Annotated in this window: 18 protein-coding genes; 15 read left to right on the top strand and 3 right to left on the bottom strand. The window is 72.3% G+C overall.

Annotated elements, in window-relative coordinates:
• Positions 1-153, bottom strand: a 153-nt coding sequence (locus tag QSK30_RS37055) for a helix-turn-helix domain-containing protein (protein WP_352231662.1), incomplete at its 3' end; no start/stop codon positions are given.
• Positions 154-406: 253 nt separating this feature from the next.
• Between QSK30_RS37055 and aroC the strand changes: the two genes are divergently transcribed.
• The 5 genes from aroC (at position 407) to QSK30_RS33380 (ending at position 6,411) form a co-directional block, all read left to right on the top strand.
• Complete coding sequence (gene aroC, locus QSK30_RS33400; RefSeq protein WP_285509126.1) at positions 407-1,597, top strand: chorismate synthase; 1,191 nt, start codon at positions 407-409, stop codon at positions 1,595-1,597.
• On the top strand, positions 1,594-2,124 hold the full coding sequence (locus tag QSK30_RS33395; protein ID WP_285509125.1) for a shikimate kinase: 531 nt from the start codon (positions 1,594-1,596) through the stop codon (positions 2,122-2,124). Before aroC ends, QSK30_RS33395 begins: the two co-directional genes overlap by 4 nt.
• Positions 2,121-3,230, top strand: coding sequence for a 3-dehydroquinate synthase (gene aroB / locus QSK30_RS33390; RefSeq protein WP_285509123.1), 1,110 nt, complete (start codon positions 2,121-2,123; stop codon positions 3,228-3,230). Before QSK30_RS33395 ends, aroB begins: the two co-directional genes overlap by 4 nt.
• Positions 3,227-3,658, top strand: a complete 432-nt coding sequence (aroQ, locus tag QSK30_RS33385) for a type II 3-dehydroquinate dehydratase (RefSeq protein ID WP_285509121.1) — start codon at positions 3,227-3,229, stop codon at positions 3,656-3,658. The genes aroB and aroQ overlap by 4 nt, the downstream gene beginning before the upstream one ends.
• A 1,247-nt stretch (positions 3,659-4,905) precedes the next feature.
• On the top strand, positions 4,906-6,411 hold the full coding sequence (locus QSK30_RS33380) for a glycoside hydrolase family protein (RefSeq protein WP_285509119.1): 1,506 nt from the start codon (positions 4,906-4,908) through the stop codon (positions 6,409-6,411).
• 2 nt (positions 6,412-6,413) lie between these two features.
• Here the strand turns inward: QSK30_RS33380 and QSK30_RS33375 are convergent, their stop codons facing one another.
• On the bottom strand, positions 6,414-6,845 hold the full coding sequence (locus tag QSK30_RS33375; protein WP_285509117.1) for a B-4DMT family transporter: 432 nt from the start codon (positions 6,843-6,845) through the stop codon (positions 6,414-6,416).
• Between the two features lie 64 nt (positions 6,846-6,909).
• On the opposite strand from QSK30_RS33375, the gene QSK30_RS33370 reads away from it, so the two are divergent.
• From QSK30_RS33370 to nusB, 3 genes are read left to right on the top strand one after another with little or no spacing between them, the layout of a single operon-like run.
• Positions 6,910-7,995 (top strand): M24 family metallopeptidase, encoded by a 1,086-nt coding sequence (locus QSK30_RS33370; RefSeq protein WP_285509115.1) that lies wholly within the window; start codon positions 6,910-6,912, stop codon positions 7,993-7,995.
• A 56-nt stretch (positions 7,996-8,051) separates the two neighbouring features.
• Positions 8,052-8,615, top strand: a complete 564-nt coding sequence (gene efp / locus QSK30_RS33365) for an elongation factor P (protein ID WP_285509114.1) — start codon at positions 8,052-8,054, stop codon at positions 8,613-8,615.
• A gap of 1 nt (position 8,616) precedes the next feature.
• On the top strand, positions 8,617-9,036 hold the full coding sequence (gene nusB / locus QSK30_RS33360) for a transcription antitermination factor NusB (protein ID WP_285509112.1): 420 nt from the start codon (positions 8,617-8,619) through the stop codon (positions 9,034-9,036).
• A 975-nt stretch (positions 9,037-10,011) separates the two neighbouring features.
• On the opposite strand, the gene bldD is transcribed toward nusB, so the two are convergent.
• On the bottom strand, positions 10,012-10,500 hold the full coding sequence (bldD, locus tag QSK30_RS33355; RefSeq protein ID WP_018686187.1) for a transcriptional regulator BldD: 489 nt from the start codon (positions 10,498-10,500) through the stop codon (positions 10,012-10,014).
• A 252-nt stretch (positions 10,501-10,752) separates the two neighbouring features.
• Here bldD and pyrR point away from each other — a divergent pair, with 252 nt between their 5' ends.
• Genes pyrR through pyrF form a run of 7 tightly spaced genes read left to right on the top strand, consistent with a single transcriptional unit; the run spans position 10,753 to position 19,393 of the window.
• Positions 10,753-11,343: a bifunctional pyr operon transcriptional regulator/uracil phosphoribosyltransferase PyrR gene (gene pyrR, locus QSK30_RS33350; protein WP_285509111.1), complete on the top strand. Its 591-nt coding sequence runs from the start codon at positions 10,753-10,755 to the stop codon at positions 11,341-11,343.
• Positions 11,340-12,290 (top strand): aspartate carbamoyltransferase catalytic subunit, encoded by a 951-nt coding sequence (locus QSK30_RS33345; protein ID WP_285509109.1) that lies wholly within the window; start codon positions 11,340-11,342, stop codon positions 12,288-12,290. Before pyrR ends, QSK30_RS33345 begins: the two co-directional genes overlap by 4 nt.
• Positions 12,287-13,579 carry a dihydroorotase gene (locus QSK30_RS33340; RefSeq protein ID WP_285509108.1) on the top strand — a complete coding sequence of 431 codons (1,293 nt, stop codon included), beginning with the start codon at positions 12,287-12,289 and terminating at the stop codon, positions 13,577-13,579. The genes QSK30_RS33345 and QSK30_RS33340 overlap by 4 nt, the downstream gene beginning before the upstream one ends.
• A complete protein-coding gene (locus tag QSK30_RS33335; protein ID WP_285509106.1) occupies positions 13,576-14,118 on the top strand; it encodes a PH-like domain-containing protein in 543 nt (180 codons plus the stop codon). Before QSK30_RS33340 ends, QSK30_RS33335 begins: the two co-directional genes overlap by 4 nt.
• Entirely contained in the window at positions 14,111-15,244 is a 1,134-nt protein-coding gene (gene carA / locus QSK30_RS33330; RefSeq protein ID WP_502871927.1) for a glutamine-hydrolyzing carbamoyl-phosphate synthase small subunit, read from the top strand. The genes QSK30_RS33335 and carA overlap by 8 nt, the downstream gene beginning before the upstream one ends.
• Positions 15,237-18,566 (top strand): carbamoyl-phosphate synthase large subunit, encoded by a 3,330-nt coding sequence (gene carB / locus QSK30_RS33325; RefSeq protein WP_285509104.1) that lies wholly within the window; start codon positions 15,237-15,239, stop codon positions 18,564-18,566. Before carA ends, carB begins: the two co-directional genes overlap by 8 nt.
• Complete coding sequence (gene pyrF / locus QSK30_RS33320) at positions 18,563-19,393, top strand: orotidine-5'-phosphate decarboxylase (RefSeq protein WP_285509103.1); 831 nt, start codon at positions 18,563-18,565, stop codon at positions 19,391-19,393. Before carB ends, pyrF begins: the two co-directional genes overlap by 4 nt.
• Positions 19,394-19,680 lie beyond the last annotated feature (287 nt).

Genomic DNA, 19,680 nt, shown 5'->3' with positions numbered 1-19,680 from the left:
CACCACCGCCCGATACCCCTCACGACCACCGTGTCGGGCCACCTCCCGCGACACGACCGAGGGACCACGCCCGATCAGGACGGCGATCTCCCTGTACTCCAACGACTCCGCCAGACCACGCGAGATCTCCTCCCGCTCGGCCAAGGTCAACATCCTGCGCACGACAGGGAATCCTTCCCCACCGAACATCAAGATCAGATGCTACGACCGCCTGAACCTGCCAGGTTCTGCGGCTGCGCGGTGCGGGCGTCGAGGGCGAGAATGCCCAGGTGCCCTCACAGCGGCGGCTTGGGATCCGAGTCGAGCAGCCGCGCGGTACCGGTGCCGCTCAAGTGTGCCGAGGCCGACAAGGGTTTCGCCTTGGGCGGGGAGCGGCCGTCCACCCCGACATGACAGGATCGATACCGTGCTGCGCTGGATAACCGCTGGAGAGTCACACGGACCCGCCCTGGTCGCCGTCCTGGAGGGCATGGTGGCCGGCGTCGAGGTCACCACCGCCGACCTCGGCGACCAGCTCGCCCGGCGCAGGCTGGGCTTCGGCCGCAGCCCGCGGATGGGCTTCGAGACCGATGCCGTCGAGTTCCTCGGTGGTGTCCGGCACGGGCTCACCCAGGGCGGCCCGATCGCCGTGCGGATCGACAACGCCGAGTGGCCCAAGTGGGAGAAGGTCATGTCCGCCGACCCGGTGGACCCGGCCGAGCTCGCCGAACTCAGCCGCAACGAGCCGCTCACCCGCCCGCGCCCCGGCCACGCCGACCTGCCCGGGATGCAGAAGTACGGCTTCGACGAGGCCCGGCCCGTCCTCGAGCGGGCCAGCGCCCGGGAGACCGCGGGCCGCACCGCGCTGGGCACCGTCGCGCGCGCGTTCCTGCGCCAGGTGCTCGGCGTCGACATCATCAGCCACGTCGTCTCCATCGGACAGGCCGCGGCCCCCGAGGGCCCGCTGCCCGGTCCACAGGACCTCGCGGCGATCGACGAGAGCCCGGTCCGCGCGTTCGACCAAGCGGGCACCGACGCCATGGTCGCCGAGGTCGAGGCGGTCAAGAAGGCCGGTGACACCGTCGGCGGCGTCATCGAGGTCATCGCCTACGGGCTGCCCCCGGGTCTGGGCTCGCACGTGCACTGGGACCGCCGCCTCGACGCGCGGCTCTCCGGCGCGCTGATGGGCGTGCAGGCCATGAAGGGCGTCGAGATCGGCGACGGGTTCACCACCGCCCGCCGCTGGGGCAGCCAGGCCCACGACGAGATCGACCGCGCCGAGGGCACCGTCGCCGGGGTCAGCAGGCGGTCCAACCGCGCGGGCGGGCTGGAGGGCGGCATCACCAACGGCGAGCCGCTGCGCGTCCGGGTCGCCATGAAGCCGATCTCCACCGTGCCCCGCGCGCTGTCCACAGTGGACGTCACCACCGGCGAGGCGGCGGTGGCCATCCACCAGCGCTCCGACGTCTGCGCCGTGCCGCGCGCGGGCGTGGTGCTCGAGTCCGTGGTCGCCCTGGTGCTGGCCGAGACCGCGCTGGAGAAGTTCGGCGGCGACTCGCTGGCCGAGACCAAGCGCAACGTCGAGGGCTACCTCGACGCGCTGCGGAACCGCTGGTGAGGCCGGTCGCGGTGGTCGTCGGCCCGCCCGGTGCGGGCAAGACAACCATCGGTGCGGCCCTGGCCGCCGCGCTCGACGTCGAGTTCCGCGACACCGACGCCGACATCGAGGCCGCGGCGGGCAAGCCGATCACCGACATCTTCACCCAGGACGGCGAGCCCGCGTTCCGCGCCGCCGAGGCGGCGGCCGTGGCCACCGCACTGGCTGAACACCCGGGCGTCCTTGCCCTTGGCGGCGGCGCCGTCCTGGCCGCCGACACCCGTGCCCTGCTCGCCGAGCACACCGTTGTCTTCCTCAACGTCGGCCCGAGCGAGGGCCTGCGCCGCACCGGGCTGTCCACCGCCCGGCCGCTGCTCGCCGGGGTCAACCCGCGGGCCACCTTCAAGGGGCTCCTCGACGCCCGGCTTCCGCTCTACCGCGAGGTCGCCACCGTCGAGGTCGCCACCGACACCGCCTCGCCCGAGCAGATCGTCGCCGACCTGGTCGAGGCGCTGAGCCCGTCCGCACCACCGAGGGGGAGCGAGTGACCGCCCAGCCCCAGCGCATCCGCGTCGCCAGCGACCGGCCCTACGACGTCGTCATCGGCACCGGCTTGCTCGACGAGCTGGTCGACACCGTGCGGGACGCGTCCAAGGTCGCGATCATCCACCAGCCCACCCTCGCCGCCACCGCCGAGGCCACCCGCGAGGAGCTCGTCAAGGCGGGTGTCGACGCCCACCGGGTGGAGATCCCCGACGCCGAGGACGGCAAGGCCCTCTCCGTCGCCGCGTTCTGCTGGGAGGTCCTGGGCCGCATCGGCCTGGACCGCCAGGGCGTCGTGCTGGCCATCGGCGGCGGCGCGGTCACCGACGTCGCCGGGTTCGTCGCCGCCACCTGGATGCGCGGCGTGCGGCTGGTCAACGTCCCGACCACACTGCTCGGCATGGTCGACGCCGCTGTCGGCGGCAAGACCGGCATCAACACCGACGCGGGCAAGAACCTGGTCGGCGCCTTCCACGAGCCGTCGGCGGTCCTGGTCGACCTGGCCACCCTGACCACCCTGCCGCGCAACGAACTGGTCGCGGGCATGGCCGAGGTGATCAAGGGCGGTTTCATCGCCGACCCGGTGATCCTCGACCTGATCGAGGCCGACCCCCAGGCCGCGCTCGACCCGACCGGCCCGGTGCTCGCCGAGCTGGTCCGCCGCAAGATCCAGGTCAAGGCCGACGTGGTCGCCGCCGACCTGCGCGAGTCCAGCCTGCGCGAGGTCCTCAACTACGGCCACACCCTCGCCCACGCGATCGAGCGCCGCGAGCGCTACCGCTGGCGCCACGGCGCCGCGGTGAGCGTGGGCCTGGTCTTCGCCGCCGAACTCGCCCGCCTCGCCGGTCGCCTCGACGACGCCACCGCCGACCGGCACCGCGCGGTCCTCACCGCCGTCGGCCTCCCGGTCGCCTACGACGCCGACGCGCTCCCGCAGCTGGTCGAGTACATGCTCGGCGACAAGAAGACCAAGTCCGGCATCCTGCGCTTCGTGGTCCTCGACGGCCTCGCCAAGCCTGCCCGTCTCGAGGGCCCGGACCCGTCCCTGCTCGCCGCGGCCTACTCGGCGGTCGCCACGACCGCCCCCTCCACCGGAGGAGTACTGCTGTGAAGGTCCTCGTCCTCAACGGCCCCAACCTCGGCAGGCTGGGCACCCGCGAACCCACCGTCTACGGCAACACCACCTACGCGGACCTGGTCACCCTGTGTGAGGAAGCCGGTCGCACCCTGGACCTCGACGTCGAAGTCCGCCAAACCGACCACGAGGGCGAAATGCTCGGCTGGCTACACGAGGCAGCCGACCACAACACCCCAGTAGTACTGAATGCGGGCGCCTGGACGCACTACTCCATCGCCGTCCGCGACGCCGTCGCACAACTGCGCGCACCACTGGTCGAGGTGCACATCTCCAACGTGCACAAGCGCGAGCAGTTCCGCCACCACAGCTACATCTCCGAACTCGCCGCAGGCGTCATAGTCGGCCTAGGCGTCGACGGATACCCCCTCGCCCTGCGCTGGCTCGCCACCAACGCCCGCTAACCCTCCTCAACACTCGACGGTCACGGCCAACCACACGACCCAGCGGTCGTTCACCTGGCGCTCGCCCCAGTGGATGCGCCCGCCCATCCACGGCCGACCGCGTGTGCGACACCTCCGGCCCCCTCGGCCGACCAGGCGACCAGGTTTCCGTTCTCCAGCAAGAGAACCACCACTCACCACACAGACATCGGCGACCCACACAGACCTCGGCGACCCGAGACCAAGCCGCCGAAGAAGCAGCGCCCGTTCTGGCGTGCTCACCCGACGGTCTCCGCCCATCCATGTCCACGATCCACACCAGAGCCGCCAACAAGCCCGCTTCCGGACACCCGACACGGCTTCCCCACAACCCGGCACGGTGACTTCCCGACAACCCGGCACGGTGACCTGACAAACTCGGCAAGGCTGCTCGACATCCCGAACACGACTGCCCGACAACCTGGCACGGCTGCCCGACCTGATCCCGGCACATCTGCCCGCCACAGCCGCTGCCCATACCGGCCGCCCGCCACCGCCGCTGCCCATACCGCCGCCGGACCTGCCAGCTACCCGAATGTCCCCACGAAGCGCTCTCCAGCCCGCAGGACGCATCCGCTCCAGTTGGTCGCTTCAGCTGGTGTCGCCGTCACCACCACCCTGCCGCCAGCCGTACGGATTTGACCGGAGGCGGCCTGGCGGAAGGCGGGCCGTATGGGTCCGGCTACTCCCAGCGTGGCGCTCCCTTGCCAACCCGGCGCCCGCTCCTCAGCCCGGGCGACCCCTCCCCAGCCCGGCGACCTGCCCTCGGCGACTTGCCCGCAGGGACACAGGCCTTCCAGCAAGGGGCGGGCCGCCGTGGGGCCACGACGGGTGCGCGTGGTTACGGCAACGGGGGACCGGGGCGGATGTGGTGGTGGGGCTTGGAGCGGGGAATGCGGTACTGCTGCTCGTCTGCTGGGCTCCTCTGGTGCTGGACCGGCCACTCGCGGTCTTGTGGTGTTGCCTGTCCCCGCCGCGCGCACTGCATATATGGCGAACGTTCGAACTAGTGTTCGAAGTTCCCGATTTCGACCACTCGACCAGGTGTATCTCCGGTAACTCTGTGGAGTCGGTCGGAGCGGTCTTCGGAACCGACAACGTCGGTTCGCTGTTGTCGGTTCCTCGGACTGTGGTGCAAGCCTCAGGTTCACTCGACTCCGGGATGTGTGGCGGTCGGATACCTACACTGTGTCCACCGCTTCACCGGTAGGGGAGGTTCCCGCGTAGTCATGGTCACCCGGGCTCGGCGTGCCGCTGTGGCGATCTTCCTCGGGATCGTCGTGGCAGGGTGCTCGGCGCCCACGCCCCCGCCGGTGCCCTCGCCCGCCGCGCGGGTCGAGACCTCGCCTGCCTCGCCGGGGCCGGTGCCGCCGCCCAGTCAGGAGCCTTCGCCCGATCAGGTGGGGTTGGGCACGGACCGTCCTCGGCGCAGTGCCGAGGTTGTCGCCGCGGGGGCGGCGGACGCTGTCTACAACTACGCGCCCACTCTGATGGTTGATGAGGGGCGTTATCGGATGTGGTGGTGCAGTCAGCTCGGTGGGGCGGGGCCGCCGGGGGACGACATCCTGCTCGGCGACGCGCCCTCGCCCGACGGGCCGTACGGGAATCCGCTTTCCGCTGTGTTCAGCGGAAACCCAGGCTCGTTCGACGGCATGCACACCTGCGACCCGTCCGTGATCCGGGTCGGCGGGACCTACTACCTCTACTACACCGGCGCCGCGGGCAACCACGCCAACGGCAACGCCATCGGGCTCGCGACCAGTCCGGACGGTCGCACCTGGACCAGGGCCAACGACGGCAAGCCGATCGTCACCTCGTCCCGCGACGTCATCCGGGCGAACACCTACGGTGCCGGACAGCCCGCCGTGGTGCACCTCGATGGTTGGTTCTACCTGATGTTCACCGACACCACCGGGAAGGCGGCGGGGTGGAACGGTGCGGGGCAGTTCGTGATCCGCGCCAAGGACCCCACGTTCGTCACCGGTGTCGAGTTGCTCAGTCCCGGCGGTTTCCGCAAGGCCAACGGCACCGCCGACCGCCTGCGCTCGGTTGTCGACGCCTTCAGCGTCGACTTCATGTGGGTCGACGCCCTCGACGCGTTCGCCATCGCCCACGAGACCCAGGACGGCACCACGATCACCTTCTGGGACCGGGACTTCCGCCGCGCCCCCTACCTCCCGGTGTTGATCCCCGGACCGTGGCAGGAGGGGCCCGGACTGGTCCGCGACCCCGAGGGCCACAGCCCGCGCTCGGTCGAGGCGCCCTGCGACCGGGTGCCCGTCGACCTGGTGCGCGCCACCCGCACTCTCGACGCGCCGACCGACTTGACCCACTTCGGCGCCGACCTCACCGGCACCCGCGCCTGCGCCGACCCCGACCGCGCCCTGCGCGCCCTGGAGGGCTACGCCGTCCCGTCGCCGCAGCGCACCATCGACCTCATCCGCGATGGGCGTGTCGTGCGCGTGGAGAGGCGGTCGGTCGCGGAGCGGCTCGCGGTGCGCGTCCTCGACGAACGGGTCGTCGCGCTGGACACCGTCCCGGTCGCCGCCCGGCTCAGCGCCGCCGCGACCGCCGTGCGCGCCGGGGCCCGGGTCGGGTTCGTGCTCGACGACGACCGGCTGTGGACGATCCCCGACCCGGCGGTCGCCACCCTCAACTCCTCGACCATCGCCACGGTCACCCAGGGCCAGTTCGACTCCTACGAACGCGGCCCCGACCTCGCCGCCGCCCGCTGAGGTCAGGGGGACGGCGCCGGGGTCTCCTCGTCCTCGTCCCGCCGGTCGCCCGCCAAGCGCGGCCCGACGACCAAGCCGAGGGCCGCCGGCACCAGCACCAGCAGCGCGGTGAACGCCGCGCCGCCGGTCAAGGCCTGTCCCAGCGCTCTGACGCCGGTCTGGTCCACGAACACCGCGCGCCCGATGACGCTGAGCACCGCCGAGCCCCACCCCGCGACGAGCGCCGCGATCACCCACGCGCGGCCCCGGTCGGGCACGTCGAGCCACCCGTCCACCGCCGCCCACACCGCCGCGACCGCTACCAGCGCGGCCAGCGCCAACGCCTCGACCGTGCCGGTGCCGGTGGGGTCGCCCGCCCGCACCGCGGCGACACCGACTGCGACCGCCGCGTGCACGACCGCCAACACCACGCCCCGCACCAGCCAGGTTCGCATTACCCAAGAGTAGGGCCCGGATGACCTGGCGACGCACCGGCGCGCTGCCCCTAAGCTCGACCCCATGCCCGAGTCGCACCTCCGGCGCCGCGCGGCGCTGCGCACCAGCCTCCGCGAGCGCGGTCTGGACGCCCTGCTCGTCACCGACCTGCGAAACCTCCGCTACCTGACCGGTTTCACCGGTTCCAACGGCGCCCTCCTGCTCGACGCCGAGGACGAGGCGGGCAGCACGTTCTGCACCGACGGCCGCTACCAGCAGCAAGCGGGCGAGCAGGTGCCCGAGTTGGCCCTGGTGGTCGACCGCGCCAGTGCCCTCGCCCTCGCCGCGGGCGCGGGCACCCGGCGCCGGGTGGGGTTCGAGAGCCAGCACGTCACCGTCGACGCCTTGGACGCGCTCGCCGAGACAGCGCGACCCGCCGAGTTCGTCCGGGCGCCGCACCTGGTCGAGGCGTTGCGGCTGATCAAGGACGACACCGAGGTCGAGGCGCTGCGGATGGCCTGCGCCGCGGCCGACCGAGCGCTCGCCGACCTGGTCGAGCAGGGCGGTCTGCGCCCCGGGCGCACCGAGCGCGAGGTCGCCCGCGACCTGGAGGGCCGGATGCTCGACCACGGCGCGAGCGGCCCGGCGTTCGCCTCGATCGTCGCCGCCGGCGCCAACTCGGCGGTGCCGCACCACCGGCCCACCGACGCCGTGCTCGCCGCGGGCGACCTGGTGAAGCTCGACTTCGGCGCGCTGGTCGAGGGCTACCACTCCGACATGACCCGCACCCTGGTCCTGGGCAACCCGGCCGACTGGCAGCGCGAGGTGTACGACCTGGTCGCCGCCGCCCAGGCCGCGGGCCGCGCCGCGCTGCGCCCGGGTGCCCAGGTGCGCGCGGTCGACGCCGCCGCGCGCGGGGTCATCGAGGACGCCGGGCGGGGCGAGCAGTTCGTGCACGGCCTCGGCCACGGCGTCGGGCTGGAGATCCACGAGGCACCCAGCCTCGCCAAAACCGGCGAAGGTACACTTTCGGCCGGAATGGCGGTCACCGTCGAGCCGGGCGTGTACCTGCCCGGGCTGGGCGGGGTCCGCATCGAGGACACGCTCGTCGTGCGGGACACCGGTCCCGAGCTCCTCACGCTGACCACCAAGCAGCTCGTGGTCGTCTGAGAGTCGAGTCTTGCAGGCTCAGGACGGCCGCGCGCGGACAACAGGAGATCCATCCAGTGGCCTCGACCAACGACCTGAAGAACGGCCTGGTGCTCAACCTCGAGGGCCAGCTGTGGACCGTCACCGAGTTCCAGCACGTCAAGCCCGGCAAGGGCCCGGCGTTCGTGCGGACCAAGCTCAAGCACGTGCTGACGGGCAAGGTCGTCGACAAGACGTTCAACGCCGGCGTCAAGGTCGAGACCGCCACCGTGGACCGCCGCGAGATGACCTACCTCTACAACGACGGCTCCGACTTCGTCTTCATGGACGGCGACACCTTCGAGCAGATCTCGATCAACGCCGAGACCGTCTCCGAGCAGTCCCGCTTCCTGCTGGAGAACGGCACCGCGATCGTCTCCTCGCACGAGGGCGTGCCGCTGTTCATCGAGCTGCCCACCTCGGTCGAGCTGATCATCGAGCACACCGACCCCGGTCTGCAGGGCGACCGCTCCACCGGCGGCACCAAGCCCGCGCGGCTGGAGACCGGTGCCGAGATCCAGGTGCCGCTGTTCGTCACCACCGGCGAGAAGGTCAAGGTCGACACCCGCGACGGGCGCTACCTCGGCCGGGTCAGCAACTGACGTGGGTGCCCGCAGCAAGGCGCGAAAACGCGCGGTCGACCTCCTGTTCGAGGCGGCCGTGCGCGGCGACGACCCGGTCACCCTGCTCGCCGACCGGGTCGGCTCGCCGGACGTGCCACCGGTCAGCGACTACACGATCACCCTCATCGAGGGGGTGACCGCGCACCGGGCGCGGATCGACGAACTGCTCACCGAGCACGCCGAGGGCTGGACGCTGGCCCGGATGCCCGCCGTCGACCTGGCGGTGCTGCGGCTGGGCCTCTACGAACTGCTCTGGGCCACCGACGTGCCCGACGCGGTGGCCATCGACGAGGCCGTCCAACTGGCGAAGTCCCTCTCGACTGACGACTCGCCGCGGTTCGTCAACGGCCTGCTGGGCCGGATCGCCGGAATCGCCGACCGCCTCCGCGCGACGCTCTGAACCGGTTGCCCCTGCGCGGCCTCTCTGAGCGGCTCGGCTCTGAACTGCGTGCCCTCTCTGACTGAACTGCTTGATGCGCGGCTGCCGCCCCCGGCAGCCGCGCTTCCGGCTGCGGCCGGAAGGCAGTGCGCACGCGGGATCCCCGGCGGTTCCGAATCGGCTGTCGGCGCCGTGATCGCCGGATGCTCACGTCGGCAGTCCGCAAGGAGTGACTCCCGGCAGCCGGATCGGGCCGCTGGGTCGCGAGCTCGGCCTTGGTCGACATGGGTTCGCGTGAGCGTGACAGTCGAATGTGGACGGTCGGAGGTCGGGACCGGCTCGGCTCGGCGGCCCCCTTGGGGCGCCCGGGTGCACATGCCTGTCCTGTCTGGCACCTGCCCGTTGATGCCTCGATTATTGCTCTGCCCGCGTGACCGGTCCGGCACCTGCCCGTGGGTGCCCCGGTCATTGCTCTGCCCGCGTGACCAGAGAGTGCTCTCGGCACCGCTGGCTCAGCGCGATGGCAGCCCCGAGGCGCGGACACCGACCGGCATCGCGGAACGCGCCACCCGCTGGAGCCGCTCGAGCCACTTCCCGAACCACGGCCCGAGCCCCAGCCCGAAGCCGAACCCAGAACGCCCCGCACGCCAACCCCCACGCGACGCACACCGGCGACCCCACGCGAAGCACACCGACCCCACGCGAAGACTTGCCGACCCCCACGCGAAGATCGCCGGCTCGCCGACAACCCCCTCAGAAAACGAGCCCCCACCCGACCCCGGGGGCCGTGCCCTGCGCCAGTCTATCGGGGGTGGGCGGCGGGGGGAGGGGGTGCCGCGGGGGTGTGGACAGGTTGGGGGATTGAGGAAAGCGGGGCGGGGGTGGGGAATGGGGGGTGAGCTGGGGGAGTGGCCGTGGGTGTGGCGGGGGTGGTGCGAGGATCACCCGACTGCGCAGCATCCCCGTCTGCGCGGTCGGGTGTCTCGACCGGCGAATCTAGTCCTCCTTGGACGGACGGGCCTCGGGCGGCAGCACGCCCCAGTCGATGAGCTGCTCGGTGAGCTCGCCGGGGGTCATGTCGTAGATGATCGCCAGCGACCGCAGGTCCTCGGTCCGGATGGAGAGCACCTTGCCGTTGTAGTCGCCGCGCTGGCTCTGGATGGTGGCGGCGTAGCGGGCCAGCGGGCCGACCTTCTCCGCCGGTAGCTGCTGCAGCCGCTCCAGGTTGATGACGATCTTGGTGGCGGGCTCGGCGCCGGAGGGCACGCGGCCCTCGGGCAGGAGTTCCACCACCGGTACGCCGTAGAAGTCGGCCAGCTCGGCGAGCTTCTGGACGGTGACGGCGCGGTCTCCTCGCTCGTACGAGCCGACCACGACGGCCTTCCAGCGGCCACCGGACTTCTGCTCGACGCCGTGCAGCGACAGCCCCTGCTGCTGGCGGATGGCGCGGAGCTTGGCCCCTAGCGCCTTGGCGTAGTCGCCCATGCGGCGGTTCTCCATTCGTTCGCCCCGTCGGCGCTAAGGACTGCCGCGGGTAGCTTCAAATCAACACGCAGAGTAATGGTTACCCAGAGTTGTCACCAGGTCAAGCCGTTCGCCCAGGACAGTCGTCGGAAGCGACGCAGACCACCCGGTCGGTGGGCCGCGCGCGCCTGATACCGTCGCGTCGATCCCAGGTCAGAGGGGTCGATAGACACCTTTAATGACCCGTCCAGAGAGGCGGGGAAGGAGTCCGCCGTGCCGCCGCGTCCCCGTGGCGCGCCGGAACCGGCCGGGCAGCGGGAGCTGCTCTCAGCCGGTGACGTCGCGCGCACCATCGCCCGAATGGCCCATCAGGTCATCGAGAAGACCTCGCTCGGCGCGTCCGGCGCACGCCCGGTCGTGTTGCTGGGGATCCCCACCCGGGGCGCGCCGCTGGCCCACCGGCTGGCCGCGCGGGTCGCTGAGTTCAGCGGGGTCGAGGTTCCGGTCGGCACGCTCGACGTCACCCTCTACCGCGACGACCTGCGGCGCAGGCCCACCCGCCCGCTCGGGCAGACCGCGCTGCCGCCCGGCGGCGTCGAGGACGCCCTGGTCGTGCTGGTCGACGACGTGCTGTTCTCCGGCCGCACCATCCGCGCCGCCCTCGACGCGCTGCGCGACGTGGGCAGGCCGCGCGCGGTCCAGCTGGCCGTGCTGGTCGACCGCGGTCACCGCGAGCTGCCCATCCGCGCGGACTACGTGGGCAAGAACGTGCCCACAGCGCGCACCGAGGAGGTCCACGTCCTGTTCACCGAGACCGACGGCCGCGACGCGGTCCGGCTGCACCGGGCGGGTGATCCGGAGTGAGGCACCTGCTGGGCACCGACGGGCTCGACCCGGCCACCGCACTGGCCATCCTGGACACCGCCGACGGTCTCAAGCGGACACTGCTCGGCCGCGAGGTGCGCAAGCTGCCCACGCTGCGCGGCCGCACCGTGATCACCATGTTCTTCGAGGACTCCACCCGGACCAGGGTCTCCTTCGAGATCGCCGGGAAGTGGATGAGCGCGGACGTGGTCAACGTCTCCTCGAGCGGGTCGTCGGTGAAGAAGGGCGAGTCCCTGCGCGACACCGCGCTGACGCTGGCCGCCGCGGGCGCCGACTGCGTGATCGTGCGCCACCCCGCCTCCGGCGCCGCCCACCGGCTCGCCTCCTGGCTGGGCCACACCGGCACCAGCGTGGTCAACGCCGGTGACGGCACGCACGAGCACCCCACGCAGGCGCTGCTGGACATGGCCACGCTGCGGGACCGGCTCGGCGGGGTCGAGGGCAGGCGGATCGGCATCGTCGGTGATGTGCTGCACAGCCGGGTCGCCCGGTCCAACGTGCACCTGCTCACCTCGTTCGGCGCCCAGGTCGTGCTGGTCGCCCCGCCGACCCTGCTGCCCACCCGGATCGCCGACTGGCCGGTCGGCGCGGCGGGTTCGCTGACCGTCGCGCACGACCTCGACCCCGAGTTGCCGACGCTGGACGCGGTCATGATGCTGCGGGTGCAGGCCGAGCGGATGCACGGCGGCTTCTTCCCCTCGGCGCGGGAGTACGCGATCACCTACGGCTTGAGCGAGGCGCGGGCGGCGATGCTGCCCGAGCACGCGGTCGTGCTGCACCCGGGGCCGATGCTGCGCGGGATGGAGATCTCGGCCGCGGTGGCCGACTCCCCGCGCGCGGCGATCACCGAACAGGTCGCCAACGGCGTGCACGTGCGGATGGCCGTGCTCTACCACCTGCTCGCCGGAGAGGAAGAAGCTGTATGAGCGCACTGGTCATCAGGGGCGCCACGCCCTACGGCGAGGGCGCGCCGGTGGACATCGCCGTCCGGGACGGCGTGATCACCGCCATCGGGTCCGCTGTGGACGCCGACGGCGCCCAGGTGCTCGACGCGGGCGGGCTGGTCGCGCTGCCCGGCTTCGTCGACCTGCACACGCACCTGCGCGAGCCCGGCCGCGAGGACACCGAGACGATCGAGACCGGCTCGCGGGCCGCGGCGCTGGGCGGCTTCACCGCCGTGTTCGCCATGGCCAACACCGACCCGGTCGCCGACAACGCCGTGGTCGTCGAGCACGTGTGGCGGCGCGGCCGGGAGGTTGGCCTGGTCGACGTGCACCCGGTCGGCGCGGTCACCGTGGGGCTCAAGGGCGAGCGGCTCGCCGAGCTGGGCACCATGGCCCGGTCCGCGGCCCAGGTCCGGGTGTTCTCCGACGACGGGCTCTGCGTCGCCGACCCGCTGATCATGCGCCGCGCGCTGGAGTACACCCGCGCGCTCGACGCGGTGATCGCCCAGCACGCCGAGGAGCCCCGGCTCACCGTCGGCGCCCAGGCGCACGAGGGTGAGCTGGCCGCGCGGCTCGGGCTGGCGGGCTGGCCGTCGGTGGCCGAGGAGGCCATCGTGGCCCGCGACTGCCTGCTGGCCCGGCACGTCGGCGCCCGGCTGCACGTCTGCCACGTCTCCACCGAGGGCACCGCCGAGGTGCTGCGCTGGGCCAAGGCCCGCGGCACCCGGGTCTCGGCCGAGGTCACCCCGCACCACCTGCTGCTCGACGACGAGCGGCTGAGCAGCTACGACCCGGTCAACAAGGTCAACCCGCCACTGCGCACCGCGGCCGACGCCAAGGCGCTGCGCCAGGCGCTGGCCGAGGGCACGATCGACTGCGTGGCCACCGACCACGCCCCGCACGCGAGCCAGGACAAGGACTGCGAGTGGTCCGCGGCCCGGCCGGGCATGCTGGGCCTGCAGACCGCGCTGCCGATCGTGGTGCGCACCATGGTCGAGCCGGGCCTGCTGGACTGGCGCGGGGTGGCGCGGGTGCTGAGCGAGCGACCCGCCGAGATCGGCGGGCTGCCCGACCAGGGCCGCCCGATCGCGGTCGGCGAGCCCGCCACGCTGGCGCTGGTCGACCCGGCCGGGCGCTGGACCGTGCGCGGCGCCGAGCTGGCCAGCATCGCGGCCAACACCCCGTACGAGGGCATGGAGTTGCCCGGCGCGGTGGTGGCCACCCTGCTCCGCGGCAAGATCACCGCACGCGACGGGAAGGCGACCGCGTGAACCGGCTGACGCTGACACTGATCTTCCTCGCGGCCTTCCTGCTGCTGGTCGCCCTGATGTGGTGGGGCTACCGGGCCAGGGGCCGCAGACAGGCCAAGGTGCTCCCGGGGTTCCCGGTGGTGCCCGCCGAGCTGCTGGCGGGGGTGCGCGAGGGCACGGTCGAACCGCTGCTGCCACCGAGCACCGGCGTCTACGCCAGCACCGTCACCGACGCGAGCTGGCAGGACCGGGTCGCGGTCGGCGACGTCGGGTTCCGCGCCGAGGCCACCGCCCACCTGCTCGCCGACGGCCTGCTGTTCGACCGGGTCGGGGCCACCCCGGTGTGGATCCCGGCCGGGTCGGTGCGCGCGGCGCGCACCGAGGCCGGGATCGCGGGCAAGGTGATGGGCCGCGACGGCCTGCTGGTCGTGCGCTGGGCGGTGGAAGACCACGAGTTCGACACCGGCTTCCGAGCCGACGACAAGGACGACTACGAGCTGTGGGTGCCCGCCCTGCGCGCCCTCGGCGATGTGCAGACCCAGGAGCGCCACGGTGAGTGAGACGAACGAGCGGACGGCGGCGGCGCTGGTCCTCGAAGACGGCAGGGTGTTCCGCGGCGAGGCGTTCGGCGCCACCGGGGAGACCTTCGGCGAGATCGTGTTCTGCACGGCCATGACCGGGTACCAGGAGACCCTGACCGACCCCTCCTACCACCGCCAGATCGTGGTGGCCACGGCCCCGCAGATCGGCAACACCGGCTGGAACGACGAGGACGACGAGTCCGGTCGGGTCTGGGTGTCGGGCTACGTGGTGCGCGACCCGGCCCGGATCACCTCCAACTGGCGGGCCACCGGCTCGCTGGCCGGGGCGCTGGTCGAGCAGGGCGTGGTCGGCATCAGCGGGGTCGACACCCGCTCGCTGACCCGGCACCTGCGCGAGCGCGGCGCGATGCGCGCCGGGGTGTTCTCCGGCGCCGCGCTGGCCGCGCCGGACGCGATGCTGGTCCGGGTGCTGGAGAGCCCGCGGATGCTCGGCGCCGACCTCGCGGGCCAGGTCACCACCGCCGAGCCCTACGTGGTGCCCGCCGAGGGCGAGCGGCGGTTCCGGGTGGCCGCGCTGGACCTGGGCATCAAGTCCAACACGCCCCGGATGCTGGCCGCCCGCGGCATCGAGACGCACGTGCTGCCCAGCACCACCACCCTCGACGAGCTGCTGGCCGTCGAGGCCGACGGGGTGTTCCTGTCCAACGGTCCGGGCGACCCGGCCACCGCCGACCACGCGGTCGCGCTGACCAGGGGCGTGCTGGAGCGCCGGGTGCCGCTGTTCGGCATCTGCTTCGGCAACCAGATCCTCGGCCGCGCGCTGGGCCTGGGCACCTACAAGCTGCGCTACGGCCACCGGGGGATCAACATCCCGGTGATCGACGTGGCCACCGGCACGGTCGCGATCACCGCGCAGAACCACGGGTTCGCGCTCGAGGGCGAGCCGGGCAAGGACTTCGACACCCCGTTCGGCAAGGCCGCGGTGAGCCACTACTGCCCCAACGACGGCTGCGTCGAGGGCGTGCGCGCGCTCGAGGTGCCCGCGTTCTCCGTGCAGTACCACCCGGAGGCCGCCGCCGGGCCGCACGACGCGGCCACCCTGTTCGACCGGTTCGCGACGATGATGGAGGCCCGCGGTGCCTAAGCGCGAGGACATCAGGCACGTGCTGGTGATCGGGTCCGGCCCGATCGTCATCGGCCAGGCCTGCGAGTTCGACTACTCCGGCACCCAGGCCTGCCGGGTGCTGCGCGAGGAGGGCCTGCGGGTCAGCCTGGTCAACTCCAACCCGGCCACGATCATGACCGACCCGGAGTTCGCCGACGCCACCTACATCGAGCCGATCACCGCCGAGTTCGTCGAGAAGGTGATCGCCGCCGAGGCGGCCGCCGGGTTCCCGATCGACTCGATCCTGGCCACCCTGGGCGGGCAGACCGCGCTCAACACCGCGGTCTCGCTGCACGAGCTCGGGGTGCTCGACAAGTACGGCGTGGAGCTGATCGGCGCCGACATCGACGCCATCCAGCGCGGCGAGGACCGGCAGAAGTTCAAGGACATCGTCGCCGACATCGGCGCCGAGACCCCGCGCAGCCGGGTCTGCCACTCGATGGACGAGGTCCGCGACACCGTCGCCGAGCTCGGCCTGCCGGTGGTCATCCGGCCCTCGTTCACCATGGGCGGCCTCGGTTCCGGCATGGCGCACACGCCCGAGCAGCTCGAGCGGCTGGCCTCCACCGGGCTCACCGAGAGCCCGGTCACCGAGGTGCTCATCGAGGAGAGCGTGCTCGGCTGGAAGGAGTACGAGCTCGAGCTGATGCGCGACCGGCACGACAACGTGGTGGTCATCTGCTCGATCGAGAACATCGACGCGATGGGCGTGCACACCGGCGACTCGGTGACCGTGGCGCCCGCGATGACGCTGACCGACCGCGAGTACCAGCACATGCGCGACGTCGGCATCGACGTGCTGCGCGCGGTCGGGGTGGACACCGGCGGCTGCAACATCCAGTTCGCGGTGAACCCGGCGAACGGCCGGATGGTCGTCATCGAGATGAACCCGCGGGTGTCCCGCTCGAGCGCGCTGGCCTCGAAGGCCACCGGCTTCCCGATCGCCAAGATCGCCGCCAAGCTGGCCATCGGCTACACCCTCGACGAGATCACCAACGACATCACCGGCGAGACCCCGGCGTCCTTCGAGCCGACGCTGGACTACGTCGTGGTCAAGGTGCCGCGGTTCGCCTTCGAGAAGTTCCCCGGTGCCGACCCGACGCTGACCACCACCATGAAGAGCGTCGGCGAGGCGATGTCGATCGGCCGCAACTTCGTCGAGGCGCTGGGCAAGGCGCTGCGCTCGATGGAGACCAAGGCGGGCGGCTTCTGGACCACGCCGGACCCGGCGGGCGCCACCGTCGAGTCCACTGTGGACGCGCTGCGCACCCCGCACGACGGCAGGCTCTACACCCTCGAGCGGGCGCTGCGGCTGGGCGCCACCGTCGAGCAGGTGCACGAGGCCTCCGGCATCGACCCGTGGTTCATCGACCAGGTCGTCTCCCTGGTGGAGCTGCGCGACGAGGTCGAGCGGGCCCCGGTGCTCGACGAGCGGCTGCTGCGCCGCGCCAAGCGCTCGGGCTTCTCCGACCGGCAGGTCGCCGCGCTGCGCCCGGAGCTGGCGGGCGAGGACGGCGTGCGCTCGCTGCGCCACCGGCTCGGCGTGCGGCCGGTGTTCAAGACCGTGGACACCTGCGCCGCGGAGTTCGCCGCGCTCACCCCGTACCACTACTCCGCCTACGAGCTCGACCCCGAGGCCGAGACCGAGGTGCTGCCGCAGCCGGACCGGCCCAAGGTGCTGATCCTGGGCTCGGGCCCGAACCGGATCGGGCAGGGCATCGAGTTCGACTACTCCTGCGTGCACGCGGCGATGGCGCTGCGCGCGGCCGGGTACGAGACGGTGATGGTCAACTGCAACCCGGAGACCGTCTCCACCGACTACGACACCTCCGACCGGCTCTACTTCGAGCCGCTGACCTTCGAGGACGTGCTCGAGGTCGTGCACTCCGAGCAGGCCTCCGGCACCGTCGTGGGCGTGATCGTGCAGCTCGGTGGGCAGACCCCGCTGGGTCTGGCGCAGCGGCTGGCGGACGTGGGCGTGCCGATCGTGGGCACCTCGCCGGAGGCCATCCACCTGGCCGAGGACCGCGGCTCCTTCGGCGACCTGCTCACCGGGGCGGGCCTGCCCGCGCCGAAGTACGGCACCGCCACCTCCTTCGCCGGGGCCAAGCGGATCGCCGACGAGATCGGCTACCCGGTGCTGGTGCGGCCGTCGTACGTGCTCGGCGGGCGCGGCATGGAGATCGTCTACGACGAGGCCACGCTGGCCGGCTACATCGAGCGGGCCACCGAGGTCAGCCCGGAGCACCCGGTGCTGGTCGACCGGTTCCTCGACGACGCGATCGAGATCGACGTCGACGCGCTGTGCGACGGCGACGAGGTCTACCTCGGCGGGGTCATGGAGCACATCGAGGAGGCGGGCATCCACTCCGGCGACTCCTCCTGCGCGCTGCCGCCGATCACCCTGGGCCGCACCGACCTGGAGGCGGTCCGCCGCTCCACCGAGGCGATCGCCAAGGGCGTGGGCGTGCTCGGCCTGCTCAACGTGCAGTACGCGCTCAAGGACGACGTGCTCTACGTGCTGGAGGCCAACCCGCGCGCCAGCCGCACGGTGCCGTTCGTGTCCAAGGCCACCGCGGCGCCGCTGGCCAAGGCCGCGGCCCGGATCATGCTCGGCGCCACCATCGCCGAGCTGCGCGAGGAGGGCATGCTGCCCGCCGTCGGCGACGGCGCCGAGCTGCCCGCGGGCGCGCCGGTCGCGGTCAAGGAGGCGGTGCTGCCGTTCCACCGGTTCCGCACCCCCGACGGCCACGGCGTCGACTCGCTGCTCGGCCCGGAGATGAAGTCGACCGGCGAGGTCATGGGCATCGACACCTCGTTCGGCAAGGCGTTCGCCAAGTCGCAGACCGCCTCCTACGGCTCGCTGCCCACCTCGGGCCGGGTGTTCGTCTCGGTGGCCAACCGGGACAAGCGGGCGATGGTGTTCCCGGTGAAGCGGCTGGCCGACCTGGGCTTCGAGGTGCTGGCCACCTCCGGCACCGCGGAGGTGCTGCGCCGCAACGGGATCCCGTGCACGGTGGTGCGCAAGCACTTCGAGGGCGAGGACAACATCGTCGACCTGATCCGCGAGGGCGGGGTGGAGATGGTGATCAACACCCCGTACGGCAACCACGGGCCCCGCGTCGACGGCTACGAGATCCGCACCGCCGCGGTGTCGCGGGACATCCCGTGCGTCACCACGATCCAGGGCGCCGCCGCCGCGGTGCACGGGATCGAGGCGCTGATCCGCGACGACATCGGTGTGCAACCGCTGCAGGCCCTGCAGGCCTCGCTGCGCGCGAGCTGGGAGACCAAGGCGTGAGCGCGGCGTTCGGTGTCCGGCTGGCCGAGGCGGTGGCCGCGCGCGGTCCGCTGTGCGTGGGCATCGACCCGCACCCCGGTCTGCTCGACGACTGGGGCCTGCCGCGCGACGTCGAGGGGCTGGAGCGGTTCGCGCTCACCTGCGTCGAGGCGCTGGCGGGCCAGGTGGCGATCGTCAAGCCGCAGTCGGCGTTCTTCGAGGCGCACGGTTCGCGCGGTGTCGCCGTCCTGGAACGGGTGATCTCCGGGTTCGCGGGCAGCGGCACGCTGGTGCTGCTCGACGTCAAGCGCGGCGACATCGGCTCGACCATGACCGCCTACGCCCAGGCGTACCTCGCCGACGGCTCACCGCTGGCCGCCGACGCGGTCACGCTCTCGCCCTACCTCGGGTTCGACTCGCTCGAGCCGGCGCTGGCCGAGGCCGAGCGCACCGGCCGGGGCGCGTTCGTGCTCGCGCTGACCTCCAACCCCGAGGGCGCGAGCGTGCAGCGGGCCAGGGCGGGGGAGCGGTCGGTGGCGCAGTCCGTGGTCGACGCGGCCGCCGCGCGCAACGCGGGAGCGGCCCCACAGGGCTCTGTGGGCGTCGTGGTGGGCGCGACCGTGGACCGTACGGATCTTGACCTCGCGGGCCTCAACGGGCCCATCCTGGCCCCGGGACTGGGTGCCCAGGGCGCGGGACCGCGGGACCTCGCCCGGCTCTTCGGCGACGCGCTCCCGTTCGTCCTGCCGACCAGCTCCCGGGACGTGCTGCGGCACGGCCCGGACGGCGCGGCGGTGCGCTCCGCCGCGCTGCGCGTGCGCGACTCGCTGGCGGCCGCCGCTCGCTGACCGACCCCGCCGAACCACCCCCGGACGCCCGATTTGCCGCCTCCGGGGGTGTTCGGCGTGCCCGCGTCAAGTCTGCCCAGGTAAACGCCTATGGGCTGACCGGGTGTGCTCGGCGGTCCGCGAAGAGTGGCGGAGGCGACACTTTCGCCGCGCGTGGACAATCGATCGCGCTCCGTGACGCCAATAGTGACCACTACCACAGCGGCATAGACGCAGGTCACACCCTCGAAATCACGCGTTGTTGATCAACTTCTCGGTACCGGTCACCCTGCGCACAGGGGAGCCCC

The sequence above is a fragment of the Actinokineospora sp. NBRC 105648 genome, from assembly GCF_030269645.1.
In the GTDB taxonomy this organism is placed as follows: Bacteria; Actinomycetota; Actinomycetes; order Mycobacteriales; family Pseudonocardiaceae; genus Actinokineospora.
The sequence above is the reverse complement of the archived record's forward strand: the minus strand, read 5'-3'. Positions and strand labels throughout refer to the sequence as shown.